Source organism: Sphingobium sp. RC1 (assembly GCF_059738765.1).
In genome coordinates, this window is sequence record NZ_AP027306.1 from 1,251,424 (window position 1) to 1,273,929 (window position 22,506).

The 22,506-nt window shown below is 62.4% G+C and carries 25 protein-coding genes; 10 read left to right on the plus strand and 15 right to left on the minus strand.

Features of this window, described 5'->3' with window-relative positions; genetic code table 11:
* Positions 1 to 89: 89 nt before the first annotated feature.
* Entirely contained in the window at positions 90 to 764 is a 675-nt protein-coding gene (purQ, locus tag AC6JBC_RS06120) for a phosphoribosylformylglycinamidine synthase subunit PurQ (protein WP_498025921.1), read from the minus strand.
* 3 nt (positions 765 to 767) lie between these two features.
* Complete coding sequence (gene purS / locus AC6JBC_RS06125; RefSeq protein ID WP_097091917.1) at positions 768 to 1,001, minus strand: phosphoribosylformylglycinamidine synthase subunit PurS; 234 nt, start codon at positions 999 to 1,001, stop codon at positions 768 to 770.
* A gap of 125 nt (positions 1,002 to 1,126) precedes the next feature.
* Between purS and AC6JBC_RS06130 the strand changes: the two genes are divergently transcribed.
* Both AC6JBC_RS06130 and AC6JBC_RS06135 read left to right on the plus strand, forming a co-directional pair.
* Positions 1,127 to 1,276 (plus strand): hypothetical protein, encoded by a 150-nt coding sequence (locus tag AC6JBC_RS06130; RefSeq protein ID WP_176502204.1) that lies wholly within the window; start codon positions 1,127 to 1,129, stop codon positions 1,274 to 1,276.
* Positions 1,277 to 1,329: 53 nt separating this feature from the next.
* Entirely contained in the window at positions 1,330 to 2,082 is a 753-nt protein-coding gene (locus AC6JBC_RS06135) for a sulfite exporter TauE/SafE family protein (protein WP_498025922.1), read from the plus strand.
* Between the two features lie 57 nt (positions 2,083 to 2,139).
* Here AC6JBC_RS06135 and purC read toward each other — a convergent pair whose 3' ends face one another.
* The 4 genes from purC to otsB all read right to left on the minus strand — a co-directional run bounded on the left by purC (position 2,140) and on the right by otsB (position 7,143).
* Complete coding sequence (gene purC, locus AC6JBC_RS06140; RefSeq protein ID WP_449473245.1) at positions 2,140 to 2,922, minus strand: phosphoribosylaminoimidazolesuccinocarboxamide synthase; 783 nt, start codon at positions 2,920 to 2,922, stop codon at positions 2,140 to 2,142.
* Between the two features lie 175 nt (positions 2,923 to 3,097).
* Positions 3,098 to 4,504: an alpha,alpha-trehalose-phosphate synthase (UDP-forming) gene (gene otsA, locus AC6JBC_RS06145; protein WP_498025923.1), complete on the minus strand. Its 1,407-nt coding sequence runs from the start codon at positions 4,502 to 4,504 to the stop codon at positions 3,098 to 3,100.
* Positions 4,501 to 6,351, minus strand: a complete 1,851-nt coding sequence (locus AC6JBC_RS06150) for a glycoside hydrolase family 15 protein (RefSeq protein ID WP_498025924.1) — start codon at positions 6,349 to 6,351, stop codon at positions 4,501 to 4,503. The genes otsA and AC6JBC_RS06150 overlap by 4 nt, the downstream gene beginning before the upstream one ends.
* A gap of 27 nt (positions 6,352 to 6,378) precedes the next feature.
* Positions 6,379 to 7,143: a trehalose-phosphatase gene (otsB, locus tag AC6JBC_RS06155; RefSeq protein WP_498025925.1), complete on the minus strand. Its 765-nt coding sequence runs from the start codon at positions 7,141 to 7,143 to the stop codon at positions 6,379 to 6,381.
* A 115-nt stretch (positions 7,144 to 7,258) separates the two neighbouring features.
* Here otsB and parC point away from each other — a divergent pair, with 115 nt between their 5' ends.
* Together parC and AC6JBC_RS06165 are read left to right on the plus strand one after the other, a co-directional pair.
* Entirely contained in the window at positions 7,259 to 9,547 is a 2,289-nt protein-coding gene (parC, locus tag AC6JBC_RS06160) for a DNA topoisomerase IV subunit A (RefSeq protein ID WP_498025926.1), read from the plus strand.
* Positions 9,548 to 9,632: 85 nt separating this feature from the next.
* Positions 9,633 to 11,384, plus strand: coding sequence for a putative bifunctional diguanylate cyclase/phosphodiesterase (locus tag AC6JBC_RS06165; RefSeq protein ID WP_498025927.1), 1,752 nt, complete (start codon positions 9,633 to 9,635; stop codon positions 11,382 to 11,384).
* Here the strand turns inward: AC6JBC_RS06165 and AC6JBC_RS06170 are convergent.
* The 4 genes from AC6JBC_RS06170 to AC6JBC_RS06185 are packed head-to-tail and all read right to left on the minus strand — an operon-like array spanning position 11,348 to position 14,276.
* Positions 11,348 to 12,559, minus strand: a complete 1,212-nt coding sequence (locus AC6JBC_RS06170; RefSeq protein ID WP_498025928.1) for a CCA tRNA nucleotidyltransferase — start codon at positions 12,557 to 12,559, stop codon at positions 11,348 to 11,350. The two genes, AC6JBC_RS06165 and AC6JBC_RS06170, sit on opposite strands and share 37 nt — an antisense overlap.
* The gene (locus tag AC6JBC_RS06175; RefSeq protein WP_498025929.1) at positions 12,540 to 13,151 is read right to left on the minus strand and encodes a CoA pyrophosphatase; all 612 of its coding nucleotides are present in this window, start codon (positions 13,149 to 13,151) and stop codon (positions 12,540 to 12,542) included. Before AC6JBC_RS06175 ends, AC6JBC_RS06170 begins: the two co-directional genes overlap by 20 nt.
* Positions 13,148 to 13,714: a DUF1285 domain-containing protein gene (locus AC6JBC_RS06180; RefSeq protein ID WP_498025930.1), complete on the minus strand. Its 567-nt coding sequence runs from the start codon at positions 13,712 to 13,714 to the stop codon at positions 13,148 to 13,150. Before AC6JBC_RS06180 ends, AC6JBC_RS06175 begins: the two co-directional genes overlap by 4 nt.
* Before the next feature lie 43 nt (positions 13,715 to 13,757).
* A complete protein-coding gene (locus tag AC6JBC_RS06185; RefSeq protein WP_498025931.1) occupies positions 13,758 to 14,276 on the minus strand; it encodes a GNAT family N-acetyltransferase in 519 nt (172 codons plus the stop codon).
* 110 nt (positions 14,277 to 14,386) lie between these two features.
* Between AC6JBC_RS06185 and AC6JBC_RS06190 the strand changes: the two genes are divergently transcribed.
* On the plus strand, positions 14,387 to 14,770 hold the full coding sequence (locus tag AC6JBC_RS06190) for a dihydroneopterin aldolase (protein WP_196225842.1): 384 nt from the start codon (positions 14,387 to 14,389) through the stop codon (positions 14,768 to 14,770).
* A gap of 12 nt (positions 14,771 to 14,782) precedes the next feature.
* On the opposite strand, the gene AC6JBC_RS06195 is transcribed toward AC6JBC_RS06190, so the two are convergent.
* Positions 14,783 to 15,679: an isopenicillin N synthase family dioxygenase gene (locus AC6JBC_RS06195; protein WP_498026013.1), complete on the minus strand. Its 897-nt coding sequence runs from the start codon at positions 15,677 to 15,679 to the stop codon at positions 14,783 to 14,785.
* A 123-nt stretch (positions 15,680 to 15,802) separates the two neighbouring features.
* Between AC6JBC_RS06195 and AC6JBC_RS06200 the strand changes: the two genes are divergently transcribed.
* The gene (locus tag AC6JBC_RS06200) at positions 15,803 to 16,210 is read left to right on the plus strand and encodes an EVE domain-containing protein (protein WP_498025932.1); all 408 of its coding nucleotides are present in this window, start codon (positions 15,803 to 15,805) and stop codon (positions 16,208 to 16,210) included.
* 134 nt (positions 16,211 to 16,344) lie between these two features.
* Positions 16,345 to 16,629 carry a hypothetical protein gene (locus AC6JBC_RS06205; RefSeq protein WP_498025933.1) on the plus strand — a complete coding sequence of 95 codons (285 nt, stop codon included), beginning with the start codon at positions 16,345 to 16,347 and terminating at the stop codon, positions 16,627 to 16,629.
* Between the two features lie 67 nt (positions 16,630 to 16,696).
* Here the strand turns inward: AC6JBC_RS06205 and AC6JBC_RS06210 are convergent, their stop codons facing one another.
* Positions 16,697 to 16,999 (minus strand): glycine zipper 2TM domain-containing protein, encoded by a 303-nt coding sequence (locus tag AC6JBC_RS06210; protein ID WP_498025934.1) that lies wholly within the window; start codon positions 16,997 to 16,999, stop codon positions 16,697 to 16,699.
* Between the two features lie 324 nt (positions 17,000 to 17,323).
* Between AC6JBC_RS06210 and AC6JBC_RS06215 the strand changes: the two genes are divergently transcribed.
* The 3 genes from AC6JBC_RS06215 to AC6JBC_RS06225 all read left to right on the plus strand — a co-directional run bounded on the left by AC6JBC_RS06215 (position 17,324) and on the right by AC6JBC_RS06225 (position 19,717).
* The gene (locus tag AC6JBC_RS06215; protein WP_498025935.1) at positions 17,324 to 17,953 is read left to right on the plus strand and encodes a class I SAM-dependent methyltransferase; all 630 of its coding nucleotides are present in this window, start codon (positions 17,324 to 17,326) and stop codon (positions 17,951 to 17,953) included.
* 64 nt (positions 17,954 to 18,017) lie between these two features.
* A complete protein-coding gene (locus AC6JBC_RS06220; RefSeq protein ID WP_498025936.1) occupies positions 18,018 to 18,950 on the plus strand; it encodes an ABC transporter ATP-binding protein in 933 nt (310 codons plus the stop codon).
* Positions 18,947 to 19,717, plus strand: a complete 771-nt coding sequence (locus AC6JBC_RS06225) for an ABC transporter permease (protein WP_464788545.1) — start codon at positions 18,947 to 18,949, stop codon at positions 19,715 to 19,717. The genes AC6JBC_RS06220 and AC6JBC_RS06225 overlap by 4 nt, the downstream gene beginning before the upstream one ends.
* A gap of 34 nt (positions 19,718 to 19,751) precedes the next feature.
* On the opposite strand, the gene AC6JBC_RS06230 is transcribed toward AC6JBC_RS06225, so the two are convergent.
* The 3 genes from AC6JBC_RS06230 to AC6JBC_RS06240 all read right to left on the minus strand — a co-directional run bounded on the left by AC6JBC_RS06230 (position 19,752) and on the right by AC6JBC_RS06240 (position 22,502).
* Positions 19,752 to 20,072 (minus strand): hypothetical protein, encoded by a 321-nt coding sequence (locus AC6JBC_RS06230; RefSeq protein WP_464802783.1) that lies wholly within the window; start codon positions 20,070 to 20,072, stop codon positions 19,752 to 19,754.
* Positions 20,073 to 20,154: 82 nt separating this feature from the next.
* Entirely contained in the window at positions 20,155 to 21,531 is a 1,377-nt protein-coding gene (locus AC6JBC_RS06235; RefSeq protein WP_498025937.1) for an MATE family efflux transporter, read from the minus strand.
* A gap of 41 nt (positions 21,532 to 21,572) precedes the next feature.
* Positions 21,573 to 22,502: a DUF808 domain-containing protein gene (locus tag AC6JBC_RS06240; RefSeq protein ID WP_464788548.1), complete on the minus strand. Its 930-nt coding sequence runs from the start codon at positions 22,500 to 22,502 to the stop codon at positions 21,573 to 21,575.
* Between the last annotated feature and the right edge of the window lie 4 nt (positions 22,503 to 22,506).

Below are 22,506 nucleotides of genomic sequence, written 5' to 3' on the forward strand. Positions count from 1 at the left end.
CCAGCCTCCTCAGATCCCAGCTTCCGCTGGGATGACGGGTGTTGGGTGTCAGGCACCTGGACGTGGGGGAGGGTAGCGCGCGCCGGAGATCAGGCGCGGGCCAATAGTCCTTCCACCAGACCTTCGAACAGGCGGCGGCCGTCGGTTTTGCCGTGGGCGGGTTCGATGACGCGTTCGGGGTGGGGCATCATGCCCAGGACATTGCCCGCTTCGTTGAGAATACCCGCGATGTTGCGGGCCGAGCCGTTGACGGCTTCGCCATAGCGCAGGGCGACGCGGCCTTCGCCTTCGAGGCGGTCGAGGGTTGCGGTGTCGGCGAAGTAATTGCCGTCATGATGGGCGACGGGATAGGTCACGGTCTCGCCTGCGGCATAGCGGCTGGTGAAGGCGCTCTGGGCGTTTTCGACCGTCAACGCGACATCGCGGCAGACGAAATGGCCGCCTGCGTTGCGCAGCAGTGCGCCCGGAAGCAGGCCGCTTTCGGTCAGCACCTGAAAGCCATTGCAGATACCGAGCACATAGGTGCCGCGTTCGGCCGCCTTCGCGACGGCCTGCATGACGGGCGAGCGTGCCGCCATTGCGCCGGAGCGCAAATAGTCGCCGTAGGAGAAGCCGCCGGGTACGCCGATCAGGTCGATTCCTTCGGGCAATTCGGTGTCGCGATGCCAGACCATGACCGGCTTTTCACCGCTCACCGCCTCGAAAGCCACGGCGAGGTCGCGGTCGCAATTGCTGCCGGGGAAGACGATGACGGCGCTCTTCATGGCTCAGGCCACCTTTTCGATGCGGTAGTTTTCGATCACCGTGTTCGCCAGCAGCTTGCGGCACATGGCGTCGATATCGTCGTCGCTGGTGCCGTCGGCCAGGTCCAGCTCAATGAGCTTGCCCGCGCGCACGTCGTTGACGCCCGAGAAGCCCAGACCGTCGAGTGCGTGGTGGATCGCCTTGCCCTGCGGGTCGAGAACCCCGCCCTTTAGGGTGACGAAGATGCGGGCTTTCATGAGGCCAAAAACTCCGTGGATTGCTATGGCGCACCCCCTAGTCCCCTGCGCCGCCCCAGGCAAGGCATTATCCCTTTATTAGCGAGACGGCGCTATGGTCGGGCACGGGATAGAGGGTTTTGAATATGGCTGGTCTTGCACTAGCGATGTTTGTGGGGCTTTTCGCCTTTGGGCAGCAGATCGTCGGTTATGACGATCCGCATGGCCGTGTTCAGCTGGCGCTGCTGGCTACCTTTGCCTTCGGTGTTCTGATCGGATACCGGGCTAGCGCCTGAGCTTAACTGGAAAAGCTGTTCGCTTCAGCGGTCCTCTGCTTTAGGGCGGGGCGATGAGCGGCGACTATCTCTATTATACATGCGCGATCGTGGCGGTGATCCTTTCTGGCCTCGCCAAGGGTGGCTTTGCCGGGGCGGGAGCGCTGGCCATGCCGATTATGGCGCTGGGCATCGATCCGGTGCGGGCGGCTGCGATCATGCTGCCTATCCTCATATTGCAGGACGCGGTGAGCGTCTGGTCGTTCCGGCATAGTTGGGATGGGCATATATTGAAGGTGATGATGCCGGGCATGGCTGTCGGCGTGGGGCTGGGTTATCTGTTCGCCGCGCGGGTGCCGGAGACGGCGGTGCTGGGTGCGCTGGGCTTTATTTCGACGCTGTTTGGTGCGCAGAGGCTGTGGGTCGAGCGGGGCGGGAAGGTTGTGTTGCCGTCCAGTTCGCCGAACTGGGTCGGGACGTTGCTGGGCGTGGCGAGCGGCTTTACCAGCCAGATCGCGCATGCGGGCGCGCCGCCATTTCAGATGTGGGTGCTGCCCAAGCGACTGGCGCGCGACACGCTGATCGGCACTACGGCGATTGCCTTTGCCATCATGAACTGGATCAAAGTGCCCGCTTATGCAGCGCTGGGGCAGTTTACGCGGGCCAATTTGATGGCGACCGCGATGCTGGCGCCGGTGGCCATTGGGGCGACCTATGCGGGGGTGGTGCTGGCGCGCAAGGTTGATCCGGCGCGGTTCTACACGCTGATCTACGTGTTGATGCTGTTGTTGGGGATGAAGCTGATGGTGGATGCGGTGGTGGGGTGAGGAGAGCAGCGAAGAAGCGGGACCCCGGGTCAAGCCCGGGGTGACGCCTGAAAGCTGTCAGTCCTTGCTGCGCTTCTTGCGGTGGGTGTCGAGGTCTAGGACGGTTGTGTCCGCGCCTTCGGGTAGGAGGCCCAAGCGGCGGGCGACTTCCTGATAGGCTTCGACTTCACCGCCCAGGTCGCGGCGGAAGCGGTCCTTGTCCAGCTTTTCGCCGGTGTTCATGTCCCACAGTCGGCAGCCGTCCGGGCTGATTTCATCGGCCAGGATGACGCGGCTGAAGTCGCCATCCCACAGGCGGCCGAATTCCAGCTTGAAGTCGACAAGGCGGATGCCGATGGCCGCGAACAGGCCGCACATGAAGTCGTTGATGCGGATCGCCATGTCGGCGATGTCGTGCATCTCTTCCTGCGTGGCCCAGCCGAAGCAGGCGATATGCTCTTCGGACACGAGCGGGTCGCCCAGCGCGTCATCCTTGTAGCAATATTCGATGAGCGTGCGGGGCAGCTGCGTGCCTTCCTCGATCCCCAGCTTTTTGCTGAGCGATCCGGCGGCGACGTTGCGGACCACGACCTCAATCGGGACGATCTCGACCTGGCGGACCAGTTGTTCGCGCATGTTGAGGCGGCGGATGAAGTGCGTCGGCACGCCGATCTGGCCGAGCAGGGTGAAGATATGCTCGGAGATGCGGTTGTTGAGCACGCCCTTGCCGGAAATCGTGCCCTTCTTCTGCGCGTTGAAAGCGGTGGCGTCATCCTTGAAATATTGGATGATCGTGCCGGGCTCAGGGCCTTCGTAAAGGATCTTTGCCTTGCCTTCGTAGATCTGGCGGCGACGGGCCATGCGCGTTCCTGTCTTCCCGAGAAAAGAATGTGCCCCGGCAACGCGAATCGAAGAGGATCAGCGGGTGCCGGGGCTGCTGGCTGGCCCATAGACCAAAGCAGACAGGGGTGCAATTAGCGCGCTGATCGGGCGGCGAACTGTCGTGGGTTCAATGGCTTCGTTCGGCGGGGTCTGCTCAGTCCGCAATTTCGACGTCCGCCGTTCTCTCATCGTCGCGATGGACCGCCGTCAGCCGTTCGGTGAAGCAGCGCCGCCACCAGCTGATGTCCTGTTCCTCGACGCAGTCCATCATCGAACGCCAGCGGCGCTTGCGTTCATCGAGCGGCATGGCGAGGGCGCGGGTGATGGCGTCGGACATCTCCTCCGGGCTGTAGGGATTGATGAGGAGCGCGTCCTTAAGCTGGGTCGCGGCGCCAGCGAAGCGGGAGAGGATGAGGACGCCGGGATCCTTCGGGTCCTGCGCGGCGACATATTCCTTGGCGACGAGGTTCATGCCGTCGCGCAGCGGAGTGACGAGGCCGATCCGTGCGGCGCGGTAGATGCCCGCCAGCTTGTCGCGCGGATAGCCCTGGTTCACGTAACGGATCGGCGTCCAGTCCACATCGCTATATTCGCCGTTGATGCGCCCGGCGGTGGCGTCGAGCGTCGATCGGATGTGCTGGTAGCTTTCCACTTCCCCACGTGAGGGCGGCGCGATTTGCGTGAGGACCACCTTGCGATGATGTTCGGGATGGTCCTTGAGGAAGCGGGCATAGCCGCTGAATCTTTCCTCCAGCCCCTTGCTATAGTCGAGCCGGTCAACGCCCACGATCATCGCGCGGTCCTGTAACGATCGGCGGACCTGTTCGAACATGTCTCGCGCGGGTTCGCTGACGGCGGCGTTGGAGAATTCCTGCGCGTTGATGCCGATGGGGCAGGCGATCGCCTGGATCGTGCGGTCGCCCAGCGTGACGAAGTCGCCATCGACCGTCCCGTTCATCTCCCGCTCCACATAATGGCGGAAGGATTCGAGCCATTCTTCGGTATGGAAGCCGATGACGTCATAGGCGAACAGCGTCTGCACCAGCTTGGTATGGTGGGGCAGGGACACGAGCAGGCGGGTGGGCGGCCATGGGATGTGGAGGAAGAATCCCATCCGGTTGTTATGCCCCTTGTCCCGCAGCATCTGGCCGAGCGGGATCATGTGATAATCCTGCACCCAGATGATGTCTTCCGGCTCGATCAACGGGCTGGTCGTGTCGGCGAAGCGGTGGTTGACGCGGTTATAGCCGCCCTCGAAATCGCGGGCATATTCGGCAAGGTCGATACGGAAATGGAAGAGCGGCCACAGCGTCTTGTTGGCGTAACCGTTATAATATTCGTCGACGTCCTGTTCTTCGAGGTCGATGGTCGCCGTCTTGACGCCTTCATCCTCCGAAAAGCCGATATGGCCCGTGAAATTTTCGGTGACCTCGCCTGACCAGCCGACCCAGATGCCACGGCTTTCGCGCAAAGCCTGTGCCAGCGCCACGGCAAGACCGCCCTGATTGCCGGATTTGTTGGGCCTGCTGACCCTATTGGATATGACTATCAGGCGGCTCATCGCATCACGCTCCACGGCTTGCTCAGCAGAACGGCGCAGTTGATGATGCCGACCAATGAGTAGGTCTGGGGGTAATTGCCCCATAATTCCCCTGTCGCCGGATCGATATCCTCCGACAGCAACCCGGCCGCCGTGCGGCGGGACAGCATTTCTTCAAACAATAGCCGCGCTTCTTCCGTGCGGCCGGTGCGGTGCAGGGCCTCTATCAGCCAGAAGGTGCAGACGTTGAAGGCAGTGACGGGCTCGCCGAAATCATCCGGCGTGCTGTAGCGGAGCATGTCGTTGCCCCGGCGCAGGTCCTTTTCCAGCGCCTTCAATGTGCCGACGAACATCGGATTATCGGCGGTCAGGAAGCGCAGGTCTAAAAGTTGAAGCAGCGAGGCGTCGCGGGCATCATCCTCGAAATTCGCGGAGATGGCGTTGCTGCCGCTGCGCCAGGCCGATTGCAGGATGCGTGCCTTCATGATCTCGGCCCGTTCGCGCCAATAAACCTCCCGCTCTGGCAGGTCCAGCGCGGCGGCGGCATGGGCGAGGCGGTCGCAGGCGGCCCAGCACATGACGGCGCTGTAGCTGTGCACATGGGCGCGGGTGCGCAGTTCCCACAGGCCAGCGTCTGGCTGATCATAGACCGACCATGCGCGTTCGCCGACCGCTTCCAAGGATTCGAAGTCGGACATGCCCGCCATGCGGAGCAGGCGTTGATCGATGAAACCCTGAACCGAGGACAGGACGATCTGGCCATAGGCGTCATGCTGAATCTGGGAATAGGCGGCGTTGCCGACGCGAACCGGACCCATGCCGCGATAGCCCGGAAGGTTCTGCGCCTCGCGTTCCTCCAGCGTCGCGTTGCCGCGTACGTCGTAGAGCGGCTGGATATGGCCGCCCTTAGCGCCATCGACGATGTTGCGGAGGTAAACGAGATAGCTTTCCAACACGTCGAGCGCGCCGAGGCGGTTCAGCGCCTCCACCGTATAATAAGCGTCGCGTATCCAGCAGTAGCGATAGTCCCAGTTGCGCCCCGAGTCGGCATGTTCCGGGATGCTGGTGGTCAGCGCGGCGACGATCGCGCCGGTTTCCTCATGCTGGCAGAGCTTCAGCGTGATGGCGGAGCGAATGACCGCTTCCTGCCATTCGGCGGGAATGGCGAGGCCGCGCACCCAGACCTGCCATTCGTGGATGGTGTCGTCGAGCATCCGCTCGACCTCCGGGCGCAGGGCGTCGGAAAAGCTTTCATCCGGGCCGAGGAAGAAGTGCATGTCATGTTCGAGCCGGAACCAGCTTTCCTGGGAAATGAGGCCGATGGGCGCGTTGGTCGACATGCGCATCGCCATATAGGACAGGACGAGCCGAATATGGTTTGAGCCATAGCTGATCGGCACGCTTTCCGAATTCCAGGACGTGGTCGGGCGAAGCCGCACGCGGATGCGGGGGCTGCCTGCCACGGGCCGGACGATCCGGGCGAACGCCACCGGGCGGTACATGCGGCCCATATGGCGATGGCGCGGGCAGAAGTCGTAAAGCTCTATGGCATTGCCGTGATCGTCGGTCAGGCGGGTCACGAGGATGGGCGTGTTGCGGATATAATGTTGTTCGACGCTGACGCAGTTTTCCAGTTCGATCGCCCAGAAGCCGCGCGCGTCGGGTGCATCCCACGCACCGTCGTCGAGAAGGGCGGAAAAGACAGGGTCCCCGTCCACGCGGGGCACGCAGGCCCATATCATCCGCCCTGCGCGATCGATCAGCGCGGATGCCTGGCAATTGCCGATGGGCCAGAGATCGAGAGTGCGTTCGTTTCCGGCGGAATGCGTTGTATTGGTCCTGACTATCGGTCTGCCCCCCTGGCTCATTCAAACGGAGGGGGCGCCAGCCATGGCTCAGCCGGGCCTGACGACCCCCCGCGCGAGATAATGCCTGACGGCGGCAACCTGTTCCAAAGAGAATGCGGCGAGTGTCGTCCGGGGCGGGCCGACCAGAATGCCCGCGCCGCCCAGTTCGGCGGCAGCGGCAAATCCTTCCTCATCCGTGACATCGTCGCCGATGAAGAGCGGGCGCCCGCCCGCCATGGGAGTGCGGGCCATCAGCGTGTGGACCGCGCTGCCCTTGTCCGCGCCGCCGGGGCGCAGTTCGAACAGCATCTTGCCCGGTTGCACGGCTAGGCCAAGTTTGGCGGCAAGGTCGCTGGCCAGTTCGCCTGCCTGCTCGCCCCATTGGGGTGCGCCACGGAAGTGCAGCCCGACGCTGATCGATTTGCGTTCGACCAATATGCCGGGCTTACCCTCCGCAAAGCTGTGGAAGGCCGCTTCGGCATCATCGACCGCCGGGCGGCGAGGGGCGGATTCGACCTGTTCGCCGGGATGAGCAAATTCCAGCCCGTGCGTTCCGGCAAGCAGGAAGTCGGCGAAGCCGAGATCGCGCAAGGTGACGATGGACCGGCCGCTGACGATTGCCAGACGGCCTTGCAGCACATCGCGCAGTTCGCCGAGCAGGGCGAGCAGATCGCCATCCACGACCACGCCGTCAGGTGTGGCGGCGATCGGCGCGAGGGTGCCGTCAAAATCGAGAAACAGCGCCGCGCCGGTTAGCAGCGAGGCAGGCGGCGGCGGGAGGGCGATGACAGGAGGTGGGTTGGAATCGGACACGGGCGCAAATTGGCGCCTGGCGGCGAATGTGCAAGCCCCGGAGGCGAAGGAGGTGAATTTTTCGGGGCTGTAATCCCCGTTTCCGTTTTGTCGTTGCGCTGCTATTCCGATCGCGATGACCGATTTTCGCGACCCGTTCGACGCTATCAAAGATCACCCGTTCGACGAAGCGCTGTCCCAGCGCTACCTCGTCTATGCGCTTTCCACGATCACGGCGCGGTCGCTGCCGGACCTGCGCGATGGATTGAAGCCGGTGCACCGGCGTCTGTTGTGGGCGATGCGGCTGCTCAAGATGGAGCCGGGCGGCGCGCCGCCGGATGTGCTGGTGGCCAATCCGGCGCGCAACACGACGTCTTATAAGAAATGCGCGCGCGTCGTGGGCGATGTGATCGGCAAATATCACCCGCATGGCGATACGTCGGTCTATGACGCCATGGTGCGGTTGGCGCAGGATTTTTCGCTGCGCACGCCTCTGGTCGATGGGCAGGGGAATTTCGGCAATATCGACGGCGATAATGCCGCGGCCATGCGCTATACCGAGGCGCGGCTGACGCAGGCGGCGGCCGACCTGATGGCCGGGCTAGACGAAGGAACGGTCGAGTTCAGGCCCACCTATAATGGCGAGGATGAAGAGCCGGAGGTTTTCCCCGGCCTGTTCCCCAACCTGCTGGCAAATGGCGCGAGCGGCATTGCTGTGGGCATGGCGACGAGCATTCCGCCGCATAATGTGTCCGAGCTGATCGATGCGGCGAGCCTGCTGATCGAAAATCCGGATGCCGAACATGCCGACCTGATGCAGGTCGTGCGCGGGCCGGACTTTCCGACTGGCGGAGTGCTAGTGGATAGCGCTTCCATCATTTCGGAAGCCTATGCGACGGGGCGGGGATCGTTTCGAACGCGGGCGCGCTGGCACAAGGAAGATGGCGGGCGCGGAACCTGGGTGGCGGTGGTCACGCAAATCCCTTTCCAGGTGCAAAAGTCCAAGCTGATCGAGCACATCGCCGCGCTGATCAACGACAAGAAGCTGCCGATATTGGCGGATGTGCGGGATGAGAGCGACGCGGAGATCCGCATTGTCCTTGAACCGCGGGCGCGGACGGTCGATTCCGACGTGCTGATGGACAGCCTGTTCCGGCTGACTGACCTTGAGAACCGCTTTCCGCTGAACCTCAACGTGTTGGACGCGAGCCGGACGCCGCGCGTTCTGGGGCTGAAGCCGGTGTTGATCGAGTGGCTGAAGCATCAGATCGATGTGCTGGTGCGGCGGGCGCAGCATCGGCTGGACAAGATCGCCGCGCGGGTCGAACTGCTCGACGGCTATATCATCGCTTATCTGAACCTCGACCGGGTGATCGAGATCATCCGGACGGAGGATGAGCCCAAGGCGGTGATGATGGAGGAGTTTGGGCTGAACGACCGGCAGGCCGAAGCCATCCTCAACATGCGGCTGCGTTCCTTGCGCAAGCTGGAGGAGATGGAGCTGCGGCGCGAGCATGCGGGGCTGCTCAAGGAACGGGATGAGCTGACCAAGCTGGTCGAAAGCCCCACGCGCCAGCGCAACCGGCTGAAGAAGGATCTGGCGGAACTGCGCAAGCGCTATTCGCCAGAGAGCGATATCGGCAGGCGGCGGACTTTGGTGGAGGAAGCGGCGCCCGCGCGTGAAATTCCGCTGGAGGCGATGATCGAGCGGGAGCCGATCACCGTGATCCTGTCGGAGCGCGGCTGGATACGGGCGATGGGCGGTCATCGCGACCTTTCTTCGGCGGACACATTGAAGTTCAAGGAAGGCGACGGGCCGAAAATCGCTTTCCATGCGCAGACGACCGACAAGCTGCTGCTGGCGACGGCAAGCGGGCGCATATTCACGCTGGGGGCCGACAAGCTGCCGGGCGGGCGGGGATTTGGCGATCCGGTGCGGTCGCTGGTCGATATGGACGATCAGGGCGATATCGTAGCGCTGTTCCCGGCGAAGGCGGGCAGTGAGCTATTGCTGGCGGCGTCGGACGGCAGGGGCTTTGTCGCGGCGGTCGCGGATGTCATTGCCGAGACGCGCAAGGGCAAGCAGGTGGTGAATGTTCGGCCGGGTTCGCGTTTGACGGTGGTTCACGTCATTGGGGCAGAGGCGGACAGCGTCGCCGTGGTCGGTGAGAATCGCAAGCTACTGGTGTTCCCGCTGGTTGAAATGCCGCGCATGTCGCGCGGGCAGGGTGTGCAGATGCAGCGTTATCGCGATGGCGGCCTGTCGGATGCCATCACTTTCCGGATGAGCGAGGGCCTGAGCTGGGCGATGGGCGGAGGAAGCGGGCGTACCCGAACCGAGGCCGACATGACGCCGTGGCGCGTTGCGCGCGGGGCGGCCGGGCGGATGCCGCCGGTCGGCTTCCCGCGAGACAACCGATTTTGACGGACGCGTAACGAGCCGGATATCTTCTTGAAATTACATCGGGTCATTTCCTGAAAATTTACCACTGGTATCTAAATGCCGGGGTATGAAGTCGCTCCCCGTGCGTATTCGGCCAGCTCAAAGGCCGGACGACAACCTCCCCGCGAGGTTCGATCGCACGCATCTGCGCTGCCTGGCCGAAATGGAGCATTGGTTGGAGGCGGTGCCCCACGCCGCAGCCATGTTGTGCTTTAAAGACAATGAGTTTTCACTCGTTGCTGTGAACAGATGTTTCTTCAGCAGCTTCATGGAAAATAGCGACCCTAACGCAGAGCTGCCCTATTGCCAGGATTGGCGCGGGCGTATTCTTGAAGTGGCGCTGTCCGAGAATATTTCCTCGTCATTCGAATTGCGTCGAGACGGACCGTTGGGGCCGGAATATTTTTCCTGCACGGCGGGACTGCTGCCTTCGACAGACGAAAGCGCGCACCTCATTCTCTTCACGGCGATGGATCGGACCAGTGATAGGGTCACCGAACGCAATCTGCGTCGCGAGCTGTTGTCCGACGGGCTGACCGCGCTGCCAAACCGTACGGGTTTTGGCGAAGAGATCGACGACCGGCTGCGCAATTCTCCATGGCCGAGCAATTCGCAGTTTGCAATCATCGCGATCGATCTTAGCCGGTTTAGCCGGGTTAACGAATCGCTGGGGCCGATGGCGGGTGACGAACTGCTGATCACGGTTGCCAAGCGTTTGAAGTCGAGCCTGCGGCAGGGCGATGTGCTGGCGCGGATCGGCGGCAATGATTTTGCGATATTTGCACGATTGAACAATGGTTTGTCGGACTGTCTTCATATCGTGCAGAGGGTAAAGGATGCGCTGAATTCGCCAATCCGCCTCAGTGATCTGCAAATTCGGGTCGATTGCGCGATCGGATGTGCTCTGGCGACAAGCCTGGACGATGACCCCGACGATATAATCCGCAAGGCGCAGGCGGCGGTAAAGATCGCCAAGCGCAGCGGGAAGGTGGAAATCTACCGCAACGGCGTGCTGAAGGAAGCGCAGCGGCGCTTTTCCATCGAAAGCCGTCTGCGCACCGCGTTGACGCAGGGTGAGCTTACCTTGGCATATCAGCCGCTCATCCAGTTGCAGACGGGGGAGATTACCGGATTTGAAGCACTCGCCCGGTGGAATGACCCCGAACTGGGCCATGTTTCCCCGTGCGAGTTCATTGCGGTTGCCGAGGAAAGCGGCCTCATCACGCCGCTCGGCCGTTGGGCGGCTTATGAGGCGGCGCAGGCGCTGAGCCGGTGGGATGCGAAATTCGGACAGGCAATGCCGGTCGGGGTCAATGTGAACCTGTCGCCGATCCAGATGGCGCGGGATGATGTGGCGTCGATGTTCGAAGAAGCGCTGCGCTATTCAGGCGTGTCGGGCAAGCGGCTGACCGTCGAACTGACGGAAAGCGCGATCATCGCCGATCCGGACAAGGCGCGGAAACTGCTGGTCGCGTTGAAGGACCTGCAAATGCCGATCGCCATGGACGATTTCGGCACAGGCTATTCCAACCTTGCTAGCTTGCACAGCCTGCCGATCGACATTTTGAAGATCGACCGCAGCTTTGTGACCAACATGCTGGATGACAAGGACAAGCAGGCGATCGTTCGCACCATCCTGTCGCTGGCCGAATCGCTGAACCTGCACGTCACGGCCGAAGGGGTGGAGACGCAGGAACTGGCCCATGCGCTGCAATCCATGGGATGCAGCCACGGGCAGGGCTTTTATTTCGCGCGCCCCATGCCCGAAAATGACGCGTTCGATTACTGGCGTGCGCGCTGGAATTTCGAAACGGTCTGATCCGCGATCTGATCGACCCGGCTTGCTTCCGGGAAACCTTCTTCCACCCAGATACGCTGCACCTCCCCCAACGCCTTGGCCACTTCGGGGCCGGGCGGCAGGCCGCGCGCGATCAGGGCGCCTCCGCCTATCGGGAGCTGCGGTGGCGTCCAGCCTTCGAGCGAGGCGATGCTGTCGAGGGATGCCATGGGGTCGAGCAGGATGCGATCGATTGCACCTTCGACGCCGATGGTGAAGGCGAGCGCCCTGAGTGATGGTGCCACCGAATGATGCTCCAGCGCGAGGCTGAGACGCTTTCGCGCCTTGTTGGACAGTTTGAGGCGGGCGCCCACGGCATCGGCGGTGCGGGCGTCGGGGGGGAGCAGGGCAGCCAGGCGGCGCAGCGCTGCGGAGGGAATGCCAGCGTCGGCTTCACGCGCGATCAACTGCCCCAGTCGAGCAAGTCCATCCGTCTCGATCTCTGGAAGAACGGGAACGAGGATGCCGCCATCGATCATCAATTGGAGCGAGGCGAAAGGATCGGGGATGGCGAGGAGCTTCATCAGCTCATCAGCGATACGCTCACGCGACAGGGCCATCAGGCTGTTGGCGGCAGTGCGGCAGGCGGCATAAGCCTGCTCATCCGGCGTGTCGCGGCCGAAGCGGGCGAGGAAGCGGAAATAGCGCAGGATGCGCAGATGATCCTCCGCAATCCGCTCGGCCGCGCTGCCGATGAAGCGGACGCGGCCTGCCGCAAGGTCATCAACGCCGCCGAAAAAGTCGGTCACTTCATGGGTGTAGGGGTCGGCATAGAGTGCGTTGATGGTGAAATCGCGCCGTGCCGCATCCTCCCGCCAGTCGGTGGTGTAGGCGATGGTCGCACGGCGGCCGTCCGTGCTGACGTCGCGGCGCAAGGTGGTGATTTCGACCGGCCAGCCCCCGATCACAGCCGTGATCGTGCCATGGTCTATGCCCGTGGGTACGGCCTTGATCCCGGCGGCCTTCAGGCGCTCCATCACCTCTTGCGGCTCCAGCGCCGTGGCTATGTCCAGATCGTTGACGGGAAGGCCCAGCAGTCCGTCGCGCACCGCGCCACCGACATAGCGGGCAAGACCCTGTTCCGCCCCTAGCGCGGCGAGCAGGCCTTCGAGGCCGGGCCGGTGGCGCCAATCGGCGTCAGGCAATAAGGCGTTCAAGATCAAGCCTCCGCGACAGGTTGGCGAGTATGGCGGCGGTGATGCCCCAGATGCGGCGATCGTTCCACATTATTTCATAATAATGTCGTTCAACACCTTGATAATGGGCGGAATGGCTGACCCGGTTTGCGGGATCGAGCGCAAAGGAGAGGGGCAGTTCGAACCAGTCAGCGACCTCGGTTGCCTGCGGCATGAGCGGCAGGTCGGGCGGGATGACGCCCAGCACGGGCACAATGTCGAAGCCGGTGAAGGTGTGGTAGCGGTCGGTCGTGCCGATGACATCCACGATGTCAGGGGGCAGCCCGATTTCTTCGTGCGCCTCCCGCAGCGCTCCGGCGATTTCGCTGGCATCTTCCTGATCGACGCGACCGCCGGGGAAGGCGATCTGCCCCGCATGTTTGCGCAGAGAATCCGCACGCTCGGTGAGGATGAGGCCGGGTTCCGGTCGGTCAGTGATGGCGACGAGCACGGCGGCAGGCGCAAGAACGAGTTCGCCGTCGATGCGGGGATCGCGTGTGTCCGACAGCATGAGCCCGACTTCGCGCGCATGTCCTTCGGCAAGCGCGGCGCGGACGCGGTCAGCCAAGGTCACGCGGAGCCGTCCAATGGGTAGAAAGCCCCATTGCTCCAGAGGCCAACCGGATCGCTTGCTTCGTCCAGCGCGAGGTTCATCAGCTCATAATAGACGCTGCGGTTGACCAGAGCCTCAAGCCCGCCACGCACGTGCAGATAGGGGTGCGGACCATCGGCCGTTTCCCGGATGACGAGCGGGTTTTCGGGGCCTGCGGGGATTAGGTCGCCTGTGTTGAGGCGGAAGGCGATGGCGCGGTCGCGGCCTTCGCCCTCGCTCTTCATCTCGACCGCGAGGAAGGGGGCATCGTCCACCTCGATCGACAGCTTTTCAACTGGTGTTACAAGGACATGGGAGCCGTCCTTTTCACGCCGCAGGATCGTCGAGAAGAGGCGGACCATGGCTTCGCGGCCGATCGGCGAACCCTGATGAAACCATGTGCCGTCGCGGGCGATGCGCATTTCGCTGTCGCCGCAATGATCGGGATCCCACTTTTCGACGGGCGGCAGCCGCTTTTCCTCTGCCAGACGGGCTATGTCGGCCAGGGACAGGTTGGCAAGATCAGGTAGCGGGTCCATCGGCATGGCGTCGAGATAGGGTCGCGCGGCGCCGAAGGCAAAAGGGAAATCACATCGGAGTGGTGATTCGCGGCCCAAGCATCCCTTCGCCGCCGATCGCGGCTCCATCGACCGAAAGAGCGAGCAGTCGGCGCGCCTCATAGGGGCCGGGGCAGGTCCAGCCGCCCGTGGATGCAGCGGAAAAGCCCCAGAAGCGGCCATAATATTCGGGGTCGCCGATCATCATCAGCGGATCGCTATGGTGAGCGCGAGCGGCATTGACGACCGCGTCCATGAGCGCGCGGCCGTGGCCGGTGCGTTGGAGGGTAGGGGATACGGCGACCGGGCCGACCATGATGAGCGGTGTTTGCGTTCCGTCGGCATGGGTGAGCGCGACCGGCCAGCTTTGGAGCGAACCGGCCAGCTCGCCATGTTCATCCATCATCCCGAAGGACAGCTCCGGTATCCAAGGCATGCCGTCGCGGATCAGATAGGCGGTGCGGCCGTGCCTGTCGGGGCCAAAGGCGGCGTCGAGCAGTTGCTCAATCGCCTCTTCCGCCACGATGTTGAGGGGCACAATATGAGACACGTCTTGCCGATCCGCCGTCAATGGCGCATGGACCGCGCCGGAGCGGCGGGATTAGCGCCTGTTCCGCAAAATTAAAGTCTATTTTGGCCATCGCCAGCAGCAGGAAAGCCATGGACCGCGGATTTGACGATTTTCTGACGCTGGAGGTCAATCATCTGGACGTCGATGTCCTGACGGGCATCTATTCCGAAGAAACCCATCTGCCGCAACCGCTGCGCATTTCCATCCGCGCGCAGTTGAAGGTCGCTGACCATTATGAGCTGGATACGCCGCTATCCCGTTCGAAAAATTACATGGACCTGAAGCATGCCGCCACGAGCGCATTGCCGGAAGGACAGCATTTCACGCTGATCGAGGCCGTGGCGGACCATATCATCGACACCATCTTCCTTCAGGATGACAAGGTGCTGCATGTCGAGGTGAAGATCATCAAGCTGGCGTTGAGCGAGAAGGGTGAGGAAATCGGCATCACGCTGGGCCGCTGGCGCAAGTGAGCTGACGGGCGCTTAGCCCTTCACCAGTCCAATCTCGCGCAGGCGCTCGGTCAGATAGTCGTGCGCGGTGATCGGCGGGTCGCGGCGGGGATGGTCCGCATCCACGCATTGCGGCAGCGGTTCGATCAGGAAATCCGGGCGCAGGTGCAGGAAGAAGGGCATGGAGTAGCGGGCGACGTTGCGCCGCTCCGGAGGCGGATTGACGACCCGGTGGCTGGTTGATCGCAGGCGGTAGTTGGTCAGGCGCTGGAGCATGTCGCCGACATTGATTGCCAGCGCGCCGGGTGGCGGTACGACGGGGAGCCAGTGGCCCTGGCGGTCCTTGATCTCGAGACCGCCTTCCTCGGCGCCCAGCAGCAGGGTGATGAGGTTGATATCCTCATGCGCGCCTGCGCGGATGCCGGGCGCTTCTGGCGAGACCGGCGGGTAGTGGAGCAGGCGCAGGATCGAATTGCCGTTTTCGGTGGCGTCGTCGAACCAATATTCGGGCAAGTCGAGATAGACGGCGATCGCGGCGAGAAGCCGGGCGCCTATCCGGTCGAACTCTGCATAAAGACGACTTAAAGTGGATTGAAATTCGGGTATTTCTTCGGGCCACATGTTTGGCGGCATGGTCGCGCCAAGGGGGTGTCCTGCGGGAAGGTCACGGCCGACGTGCCAGAATTCCTTGAGGTCATTCTCGCTTGCGCCCTTGGCGATTTCCCGGCCGAACGCCGTGTAGCCCCGCTGGCCGCCGTTGCTGCTGGCGTCATAGCGACGCTTCACATCTTCGGGCAGGGCGAAGAAGGCGCGGGCGAGCCTCCAGCCATCGTCGATCAGGGCGGCGTCCATGCCGTGGTCCTTCACCATGGCGAAGCCGAATTGCCGGAACGAATCGCCGAGCGCCGTTGCAAAATCTTGCCTTGCCATCGCGGTGAGGGACAGCAGCGGAACCTGTTCCAGCGGTGCGTGCGGCAAGTTTCGGCTTTCCTTCTGTCAATTGGCACCGTCCGATCCTTGATCGGCCCAAGCGGCTGATGCAAGGAGGCGATCATGAACTATTGGCTCATGAAATCGGAACCCGATGCCTTTTCCTATGACGACCTGGTCAGGAAAGGGAAGGCCGAGTGGGATGGCGTTCGCAACCATGCCGCGCAGTTGCATATGAAGGCGATGCGCAAGGGCGACCTGTCCTTCTTTTACCACAGCAATATTGGTGTGGAGGCAGTCGGCATCATGGAGATTGTCGAGGAAGCGGCGCCCGACAGCACCGATGAAAGCGGCAAGTGGATCGCGGTGCATGTCGCGCCGAAGGAAAAGCTGAAAAAGCCCGTCACGCTGAAGGCGATGAAGGCTGATCCGGCGCTGGCCGACATGGTGATGTTGCGGCAGTCGCGCCTGTCCGTGTCCCCCCTGACCGAAGCGCAGTTCCGTCACATCGTTGGGATGTCGGAGGCTTGATGCCTAGCCGGTTGCGCCAGGCGCAACTGGTGATCCGCCTTTTGCGATTGCGCGCATGTGTCTGGCCCATAGGTTCGACACCAACAGAACAGAAATGCAGAGGTGTTTGATCGGCATTCACAAGGAGAAAACCTATGCGAATGCTGTCGAAATTCATTCTTACCGGTGCAGTGGGCACCGTCGCCGCTGCGCTTGCCCCCGCCCACGCGGAAGAAGGCAAGCAGCGCTTCACCCATGAAGGCTATACTTATGTCTATCAGGTGAAGGACACAAAGACGGGTCGGCTCGTGTCAGGCCGTCGCTATCCGGATGCCGTTGCGTTTAACCTGGCGATCAAGAACGGCAAGGTGTCCGGCGTATCTGGCGGTCGGCCGGTTGCGTTTAAGGTCGATGAGGCTCGCGGAGCCGCTTCGGAATAAGCGACCTTTTACGAATATGGAAAGGGCGGCCCCTGATTTGAGGCCGCCCCTTTTGTTTATCGGCAGATTAGCGGCAGCGGCGCTTGCTGTCGATTTCCTTGCCGAGCAGCGCGCCGCCAGCAGCGCCCAGGATCGTGCCGGTAGCGCGATCGCCGCGCGTGTCGATGGCACGGCCTACAAGTGCGCCGCCGACGCCGCCGACAATGAGGCCGGTCGTGCCGTTGGACTTGCGGCAATAAGTGCGGCCATCGCGGCCGCGCCATTCACGATAGCGATAATGCTCCCGCGCGCTGACCCCGTCGGTCGGGATCGCCATGGACACAGGGATGGCCATCGAAAGGGCCGACAGGGCGATAATGGCTTTGCGCATAATTCTCCTCCGAAACAATGATTTGCTGTTCAACCCGCCAATATTGGAGGAGGTTGCATGAACCTGCGGCAACAAACTAATATGTTGATTATAAATGCATATTTTTGACTTTTATGATCTGAAGCAGGATGTTGACCCGATCACCTTCAGGCTGATCTCACATATTTGTTCGGGGAAGCTTGTAGGTCGGGTCCGGCCGGAATCGCGACGGGCGCCGCACAAGTGAAAAATTTGCCATCTACAGACATGTTAAAGCCAATCGACGGCGCGCTTCAGGCTCGCTAAGGGGAGTCGCGATGACATGTTTCCGGTCGCCTTTCGCTCATGCATGACAAGTCCAAACGCGGCCGGGCAGTCGCCATGCCCCGGAGCGAATTCCGGACGCGGGCGACGGAATATCTGGATTTCCTGGCCGCCTGGGTGAAGAAGCCCCGCCAAACCGCTTCGGTGGTGCCGAGCAGTCGCTATCTTGCGCGGTTGATGGTGGCGCATATCGACCCGCTCGATGGCCGGGTGATGGAATTGGGCGGCGGGACTGGCGTGTTCACCCGCGCGATCCTGCAGACGGGCCTGCCGCCCGAAAAGTTGGAGGTGGTCGAGATCAACCCCGCCTTTGCGCGCGGGCTGCGGCGGCACTTCCCGCATGTGTCGGTGCTGGAAACGCCAGCGCAGATCGTATCGACGGCAGCGGCTGGCGAGCCGGGGCAGTATCAGACGGTGATAAGCGGCCTGCCGCTGCTGGCGATGGACCGCCATGTGCATGCCGACATTCTGTCCGAAGCATTTCGCATGCTGCGGCCGGGCGGCAGCTTTATTCAGTTCACCTATTCAACGCGGCCGCCAGTCAGCCGTGACGTCCTGTATGCGCTGGACCTGGAAGTCGCGCGCGTGGGACAGACGGTGCGCAATTTTCCGCCAGCAACAGTGTTCCGCTTCCATCGCCAGGGCGAATAGGCCGGTTGCGCTTGGACCCGGCGCCCCTATCTTGGCGTGCAGATAAAAAGGGGCTTTTGCGCGCATGGCGTCCATCATTACCGTTTCCGGGCTGACGAAAAGCTACGCATCGGGTTTTCAGGCACTTAAGGGCATCAATCTGGAGATTGAGGAGGGCGAGATTTTCGCCCTGCTAGGCCCCAATGGTGCGGGCAAGACGACGATGATCTCCATCATCTGCGGCAATGTGCGGCCCAGCGGTGGGACGGTGACCGTCGCGGGATATGACATCGTGCGCGATTATCGCGGATCGCGCTCTGCGATCGGACTTGTGCCGCAGGAACTGCACACCGATGCGTTCGAACGGGTGATCGATACGGTACGCTTTTCCCGAGGGCTGTTCGGCAAGCCGCGCAATGACGCCCATATTGAAAAGGTGCTGCGCGACCTGTCGCTTTGGGACAAGCGCAACAACAAGATGCTTGAACTGTCCGGCGGCATGAAGCGGCGGGTGATGATCGCCAAGGCGTTGAGCCATGAGCCGCGCGTGCTGTTTCTGGACGAGCCGACCGCTGGCGTGGACGTCGAGCTGCGGCGGGACATGTGGAAGCTGATCGGCGAGCTGCGGCAGACCGGGGTGACCATCATCCTGACCACCCATTATATCGAGGAGGCCGAGGAAATGGCCGACCGGGTGGGCGTGATCAACAATGGAGAGCTGATCCTGGTCGAGGAAAAGACGGCGCTGATGAAGAAGTTGGGCAAGAAGAGCCTGACCGTGGCGCTCAACCAGCCGTTGCATCAGCTTCCGGCAGAACTGAGCCAATGGGATTTGTCGCTCAAGTCCGACGGCCATGAGATCGAATATATTTTCGACACGCGCGCGGAGCGAACCGGCGTGTCGTCATTGCTGCGGACGCTGGGAGACCTAGGCATCGGCTATAAGGACCTCAACACGCAGCAGAGCAGCCTGGAGGATATTTTCGTCAGTCTGGTCCATCAGGAGAAGGCGGCATGAGCGGCTTCAACTATCGGGCGATCTGGTCGATCTACAAATTCGAACTGCACCGGTTCAGCCGCACGTTGCTGACCGGGTTGCTGGTGCCGGTGATCACGACATCGCTGTATTTCGTGGTGTTCGGCGGCGCGATCGGGTCGCGGATGACGCAGATTGACGGCATCGATTATGCCGCGTTCATCGTGCCCGGCCTCATCATGATGTCGATGTTCACTGAAAGCATCTTCAATGCGAGCTTCGGCATCTACATGCCCAAATTCGCGGGCACCATTTACGAGCTGCTTTCCGCCCCGGTATCGGCGACGGAAACGGTGATCGCCTATGTCGGCGCGGCGGCGACCAAGGCGTTGAGCGTGGGCATGATCATATTCGTGACGGCGCACCTGTTCGTTGATGTCCATGTCGAACATCCGATCGCCATGGTGGCATTCATGGTGCTGATCGCGGTCAGTTTCTGTCTGTTCGGATTCATCCTGGGCATCTGGGCGCAGAGTTTTGAGCAGTTGCAGGTTATCCCGCTGCTGCTCATCATGCCCATGACCTTTTTGGGCGGTGCTTTCTATTCGGTGCATATGCTGCCCGAGCCGTGGCGCACGGTGACGCTGTTCAACCCGATCGTCTATCTGGTGTCGGGTTTCCGATGGACCTTTTTCGGCCGGGGCGATGTGGGGATCGAGTTCAGCCTGTTGTTCATCGCCGGGATGCTGGCGGTGTGCCTGGCGGTCATCGGATGGGTTTTCCGCACCGGCTATCGGCTGAAGAAATGAAAGGAGCGGCCTGCCGGGGCCGCTCCGTCGATTCTCAAGCGACTGCGCTCTCGGGCGCAACGGCGAAGAGGGTCACGCCCTTATATTTGTCGTCGGTCTCATTATAGAGGCCGTACATTGCCTCGAACGTTTCATCGAGCACGGTGACGTCGTTGAGCCCCGCCAGCTTGAATGTTCCAAGCTTCAGTTCGCGTGGCGGGCCGCCTTCGCGTTCCACCGTCACGGCGTCGATGAACATCTCATCATGGCGCGTGTAAAGGATGTGAGGCGCCAGCTTGACGACCAATTTATTGTAGGTCGCCATCAGGCATTTCTGAAGCGCGATGGCTTCGAAAATGGTCGTCGGGGCAGTCATGATTTCGTCATTACCGATTCGCAGCCTGTCTTCAATTGCTTTGTGCGCCGCAATATCGGCGTAAAGTGCATCCGGGCGCTTTTCAGGATGAGCTGACCAGGCCCAGCCGTTCCCGCATCGTCCAGCGCAGGAGCAGCAGCAGCGCAACCACACCAAGGCCGCTGGCGAGGCCCAGCCAAATGCCGAGGCCCTTCATCCCGAGCGGGAAAGCGAGGACCGTTCCCACGCCCACGCCGATGATCCAGTAGCCGATCAGCGCGAAGATCATCGGCACCTTCGTATCGTGCAGGCCGCGCAGGACACCGGCGGCGACTGCCTGAGTAGCATCCACCAGTTGAAACAGCGCGGCCACGGCCAGGAAGCTGACGGCCAGCGCCGCCGTTCGAGTGTTTGCGGGATCGTTCAGATCGAGGAAGGCGCCGATCAGCAGGCGGGGCACGGTGATCAGCAGGATGGCGGCGGCGAATGCGAATCCGAAGCCCAGCAGGAGGGCCAGCCAGCCTGCGCGCCCAATTTCGGCAGCATCGCCGCGTCCCTGAGCGAGGCCGACTCGTACCGTGGCGGCCTGACCAATGCCCATGGGCACCATGAAGAGAAGCGCGGCGATCTGAATCGCGACGGCATGCGCGGCGAGGGAATCGCGGCCGATGAGGCCCATGAGCAGGGCCGAGGCGTTGAACACCGTTGTTTCAAAACCGACAGTGATCGCGATCGGCAGGCCCAGCGCCCAGACGGCGCGATGCCGGTCCCTGTCGCCGGTCCAGAAGCGGCCCATCACCCGATAGCGGCGGAAGCGCCGGTCGATCAGGATCACCGCCATAAGGCTCAGGAAAAGGAAACAGGAGGAGAGGGTGCTGGCCAGTCCCGCGCCCAAAAGACCAAGGGCCGGCATGCCCAGCTTACCAAAGATCAGAACCCAGCCCGCCAAGAGGTTGAAGGGTATGGCAAGCAGCATGACGACGACGGCCCAGACCGGCCGCTCCAGCGCCGACATGAAATTGCGCAGCGTCGAGAAGGCGAGGAAAGGAAGCAGCGCCCATTGCAGCCCGCGCATCATAACTCCGGCCTGATGGGCAAGGTCGGGCGGCTGCCCCATGGCCAGAAGGATGGCTTCGCTATGCCAGAGCAGTGCCCAGGCGGGCAGCACGAAGAGAAAGGCGGCGCGGAGTGTCTGCTGGACCGTGCGGCGCACGTCGCGGACGGAATGGCGGCGGCGGCCACGTTCATTGGCGATCAGCGGCGCGGCGGCGGTGACAAGACCCATGCCGAATATGAGCAGAGCCTGGAACAGGTTGATGGCGAGCGCGCCCGCCGCAACGCTTTGCGCGCCCATACGGCCAATCAGCAAAAGGTCGGTCGCGGCTATCCCTGCCCAGGCGACATTGCCCGCGATCATGGGTAGCGCAAGGGCGAGCAGGGCGACGGCCTCGACGCGCCAGGGTGAATGGGTTTGGGACATTTTTAAGTTCTGCATTGGCCGAAGGTCCGGCGTGCCGCGCTTCAGTGCTTTTTGAACAGGTGCAGCACCGCAACGATGATCCCGCCGATCACCAGCCCGACAATGGCGCCGCCGATCGCGTTTACGGTCCAATCGAGGAAGGGACCGATGGCGGGCGCGGTCATCGCCACGCTTTGCGCAACATGGTGGATGGCGCCGGGGATCAGGTCCCAGTGAAACTCGTGCAACCCGTGAACGATCAGGCCGCCTCCGACCCACAACATGGCGGCCGTACCGACCACGGACAGGATCTTCATCAGGATGGGCATGGCATGGACCAGCCCACGTCCCACGGCGCGCGTCGTGGATGAGGAGCGTTCGGCAAGGTGCAGGCCGATGTCGTCCATCTTCACGATGAAACCGACGACGCCATAGACGCCCGCCGTGATGAGGATGGCGACGACGACCAGGATCAGCGCCTGTTCCCATAGCGGTTCCGCCGCAACGGTGCCGAGCGCGATCGCCATGATCTCACCGGAAAGGATGAAGTCGGTTCGGATGGCGCCCGAAACCTTCTGGTCCTCCAGTTCCTGCGAGCTGTGGGTGGTGAGCGCTTCTTCCGCGACGTCATGCCCGCCCTGAACCGCCTCCAGCAGCTTTTCGACGGCCTCAAAGCAGAGGAACGCGCCTCCGAGCATCAGCAATGGGGGTAGAAGCCAGGGCGCAAAAGCGCTCAGCAGCAGGGCGGCGGGCAGGAGGAACAGCAGCTTGTTGCGCAGCGACCCGCGCGCGATCTTCCAGATGATCGGCAGCTCGCGATCCGGCGTCAGCCCCATGACATAGCGGGGCGTCACCGCCGCGTCGTCAATGACGACCCCGGCCGCCTTCGACCCGGCCTTGCCCGCGGCTGCGGCGACATCGTCCAGAGACGTGGCGGTGAGCTTGGCTATTCCCGCTACGTCGTCAAGCAGCGCGATGAGACCCGAAGGCATTTGC

What these genes read in the sequence shown, in the direction of transcription:
- AC6JBC_RS06225 (WP_464788545.1), top strand. Translation starts at nt 18,947, where the DNA reads ATGAGCGGCTTCAACTATCGGGCGATCTGGTCGATCTACAAATTCGAA.
- AC6JBC_RS06220 (WP_498025936.1), top strand. Translation starts at nt 18,018, where the DNA reads ATGGCGTCCATCATTACCGTTTCCGGGCTGACGAAAAGCTACGCATCG.
- purS (WP_097091917.1), bottom strand. Translation starts at nt 1,001, where the DNA reads ATGAAAGCCCGCATCTTCGTCACCCTAAAGGGCGGGGTTCTCGACCCG.
- AC6JBC_RS06200 (WP_498025932.1), top strand. Translation starts at nt 15,803, where the DNA reads ATGAACTATTGGCTCATGAAATCGGAACCCGATGCCTTTTCCTATGAC.
- AC6JBC_RS06180 (WP_498025930.1), bottom strand. Translation starts at nt 13,714, where the DNA reads ATGCCGATGGACCCGCTACCTGATCTTGCCAACCTGTCCCTGGCCGAC.
- AC6JBC_RS06130 (WP_176502204.1), top strand. Translation starts at nt 1,127, where the DNA reads ATGGCTGGTCTTGCACTAGCGATGTTTGTGGGGCTTTTCGCCTTTGGG.
- AC6JBC_RS06150 (WP_498025924.1), bottom strand. Translation starts at nt 6,351, where the DNA reads ATGAGCCAGGGGGGCAGACCGATAGTCAGGACCAATACAACGCATTCC.
- AC6JBC_RS06205 (WP_498025933.1), top strand. Translation starts at nt 16,345, where the DNA reads ATGCGAATGCTGTCGAAATTCATTCTTACCGGTGCAGTGGGCACCGTC.
- otsA (WP_498025923.1), bottom strand. Translation starts at nt 4,504, where the DNA reads ATGAGCCGCCTGATAGTCATATCCAATAGGGTCAGCAGGCCCAACAAA.
- AC6JBC_RS06235 (WP_498025937.1), bottom strand. Translation starts at nt 21,531, where the DNA reads ATGTCCCAAACCCATTCACCCTGGCGCGTCGAGGCCGTCGCCCTGCTC.
- AC6JBC_RS06210 (WP_498025934.1), bottom strand. Translation starts at nt 16,999, where the DNA reads ATGCGCAAAGCCATTATCGCCCTGTCGGCCCTTTCGATGGCCATCCCT.
- AC6JBC_RS06195 (WP_498026013.1), bottom strand. Translation starts at nt 15,679, where the DNA reads ATGGCAAGGCAAGATTTTGCAACGGCGCTCGGCGATTCGTTCCGGCAA.
- AC6JBC_RS06240 (WP_464788548.1), bottom strand. Translation starts at nt 22,502, where the DNA reads ATGCCTTCGGGTCTCATCGCGCTGCTTGACGACGTAGCGGGAATAGCC.
- purC (WP_449473245.1), bottom strand. Translation starts at nt 2,922, where the DNA reads ATGGCCCGTCGCCGCCAGATCTACGAAGGCAAGGCAAAGATCCTTTAC.
- purQ (WP_498025921.1), bottom strand. Translation starts at nt 764, where the DNA reads ATGAAGAGCGCCGTCATCGTCTTCCCCGGCAGCAATTGCGACCGCGAC.
- parC (WP_498025926.1), top strand. Translation starts at nt 7,259, where the DNA reads ATGACCGATTTTCGCGACCCGTTCGACGCTATCAAAGATCACCCGTTC.
- AC6JBC_RS06190 (WP_196225842.1), top strand. Translation starts at nt 14,387, where the DNA reads ATGGACCGCGGATTTGACGATTTTCTGACGCTGGAGGTCAATCATCTG.
- AC6JBC_RS06215 (WP_498025935.1), top strand. Translation starts at nt 17,324, where the DNA reads ATGCATGACAAGTCCAAACGCGGCCGGGCAGTCGCCATGCCCCGGAGC.
- AC6JBC_RS06230 (WP_464802783.1), bottom strand. Translation starts at nt 20,072, where the DNA reads ATGACTGCCCCGACGACCATTTTCGAAGCCATCGCGCTTCAGAAATGC.
- AC6JBC_RS06165 (WP_498025927.1), top strand. Translation starts at nt 9,633, where the DNA reads ATGAAGTCGCTCCCCGTGCGTATTCGGCCAGCTCAAAGGCCGGACGAC.
- AC6JBC_RS06135 (WP_498025922.1), top strand. Translation starts at nt 1,330, where the DNA reads ATGAGCGGCGACTATCTCTATTATACATGCGCGATCGTGGCGGTGATC.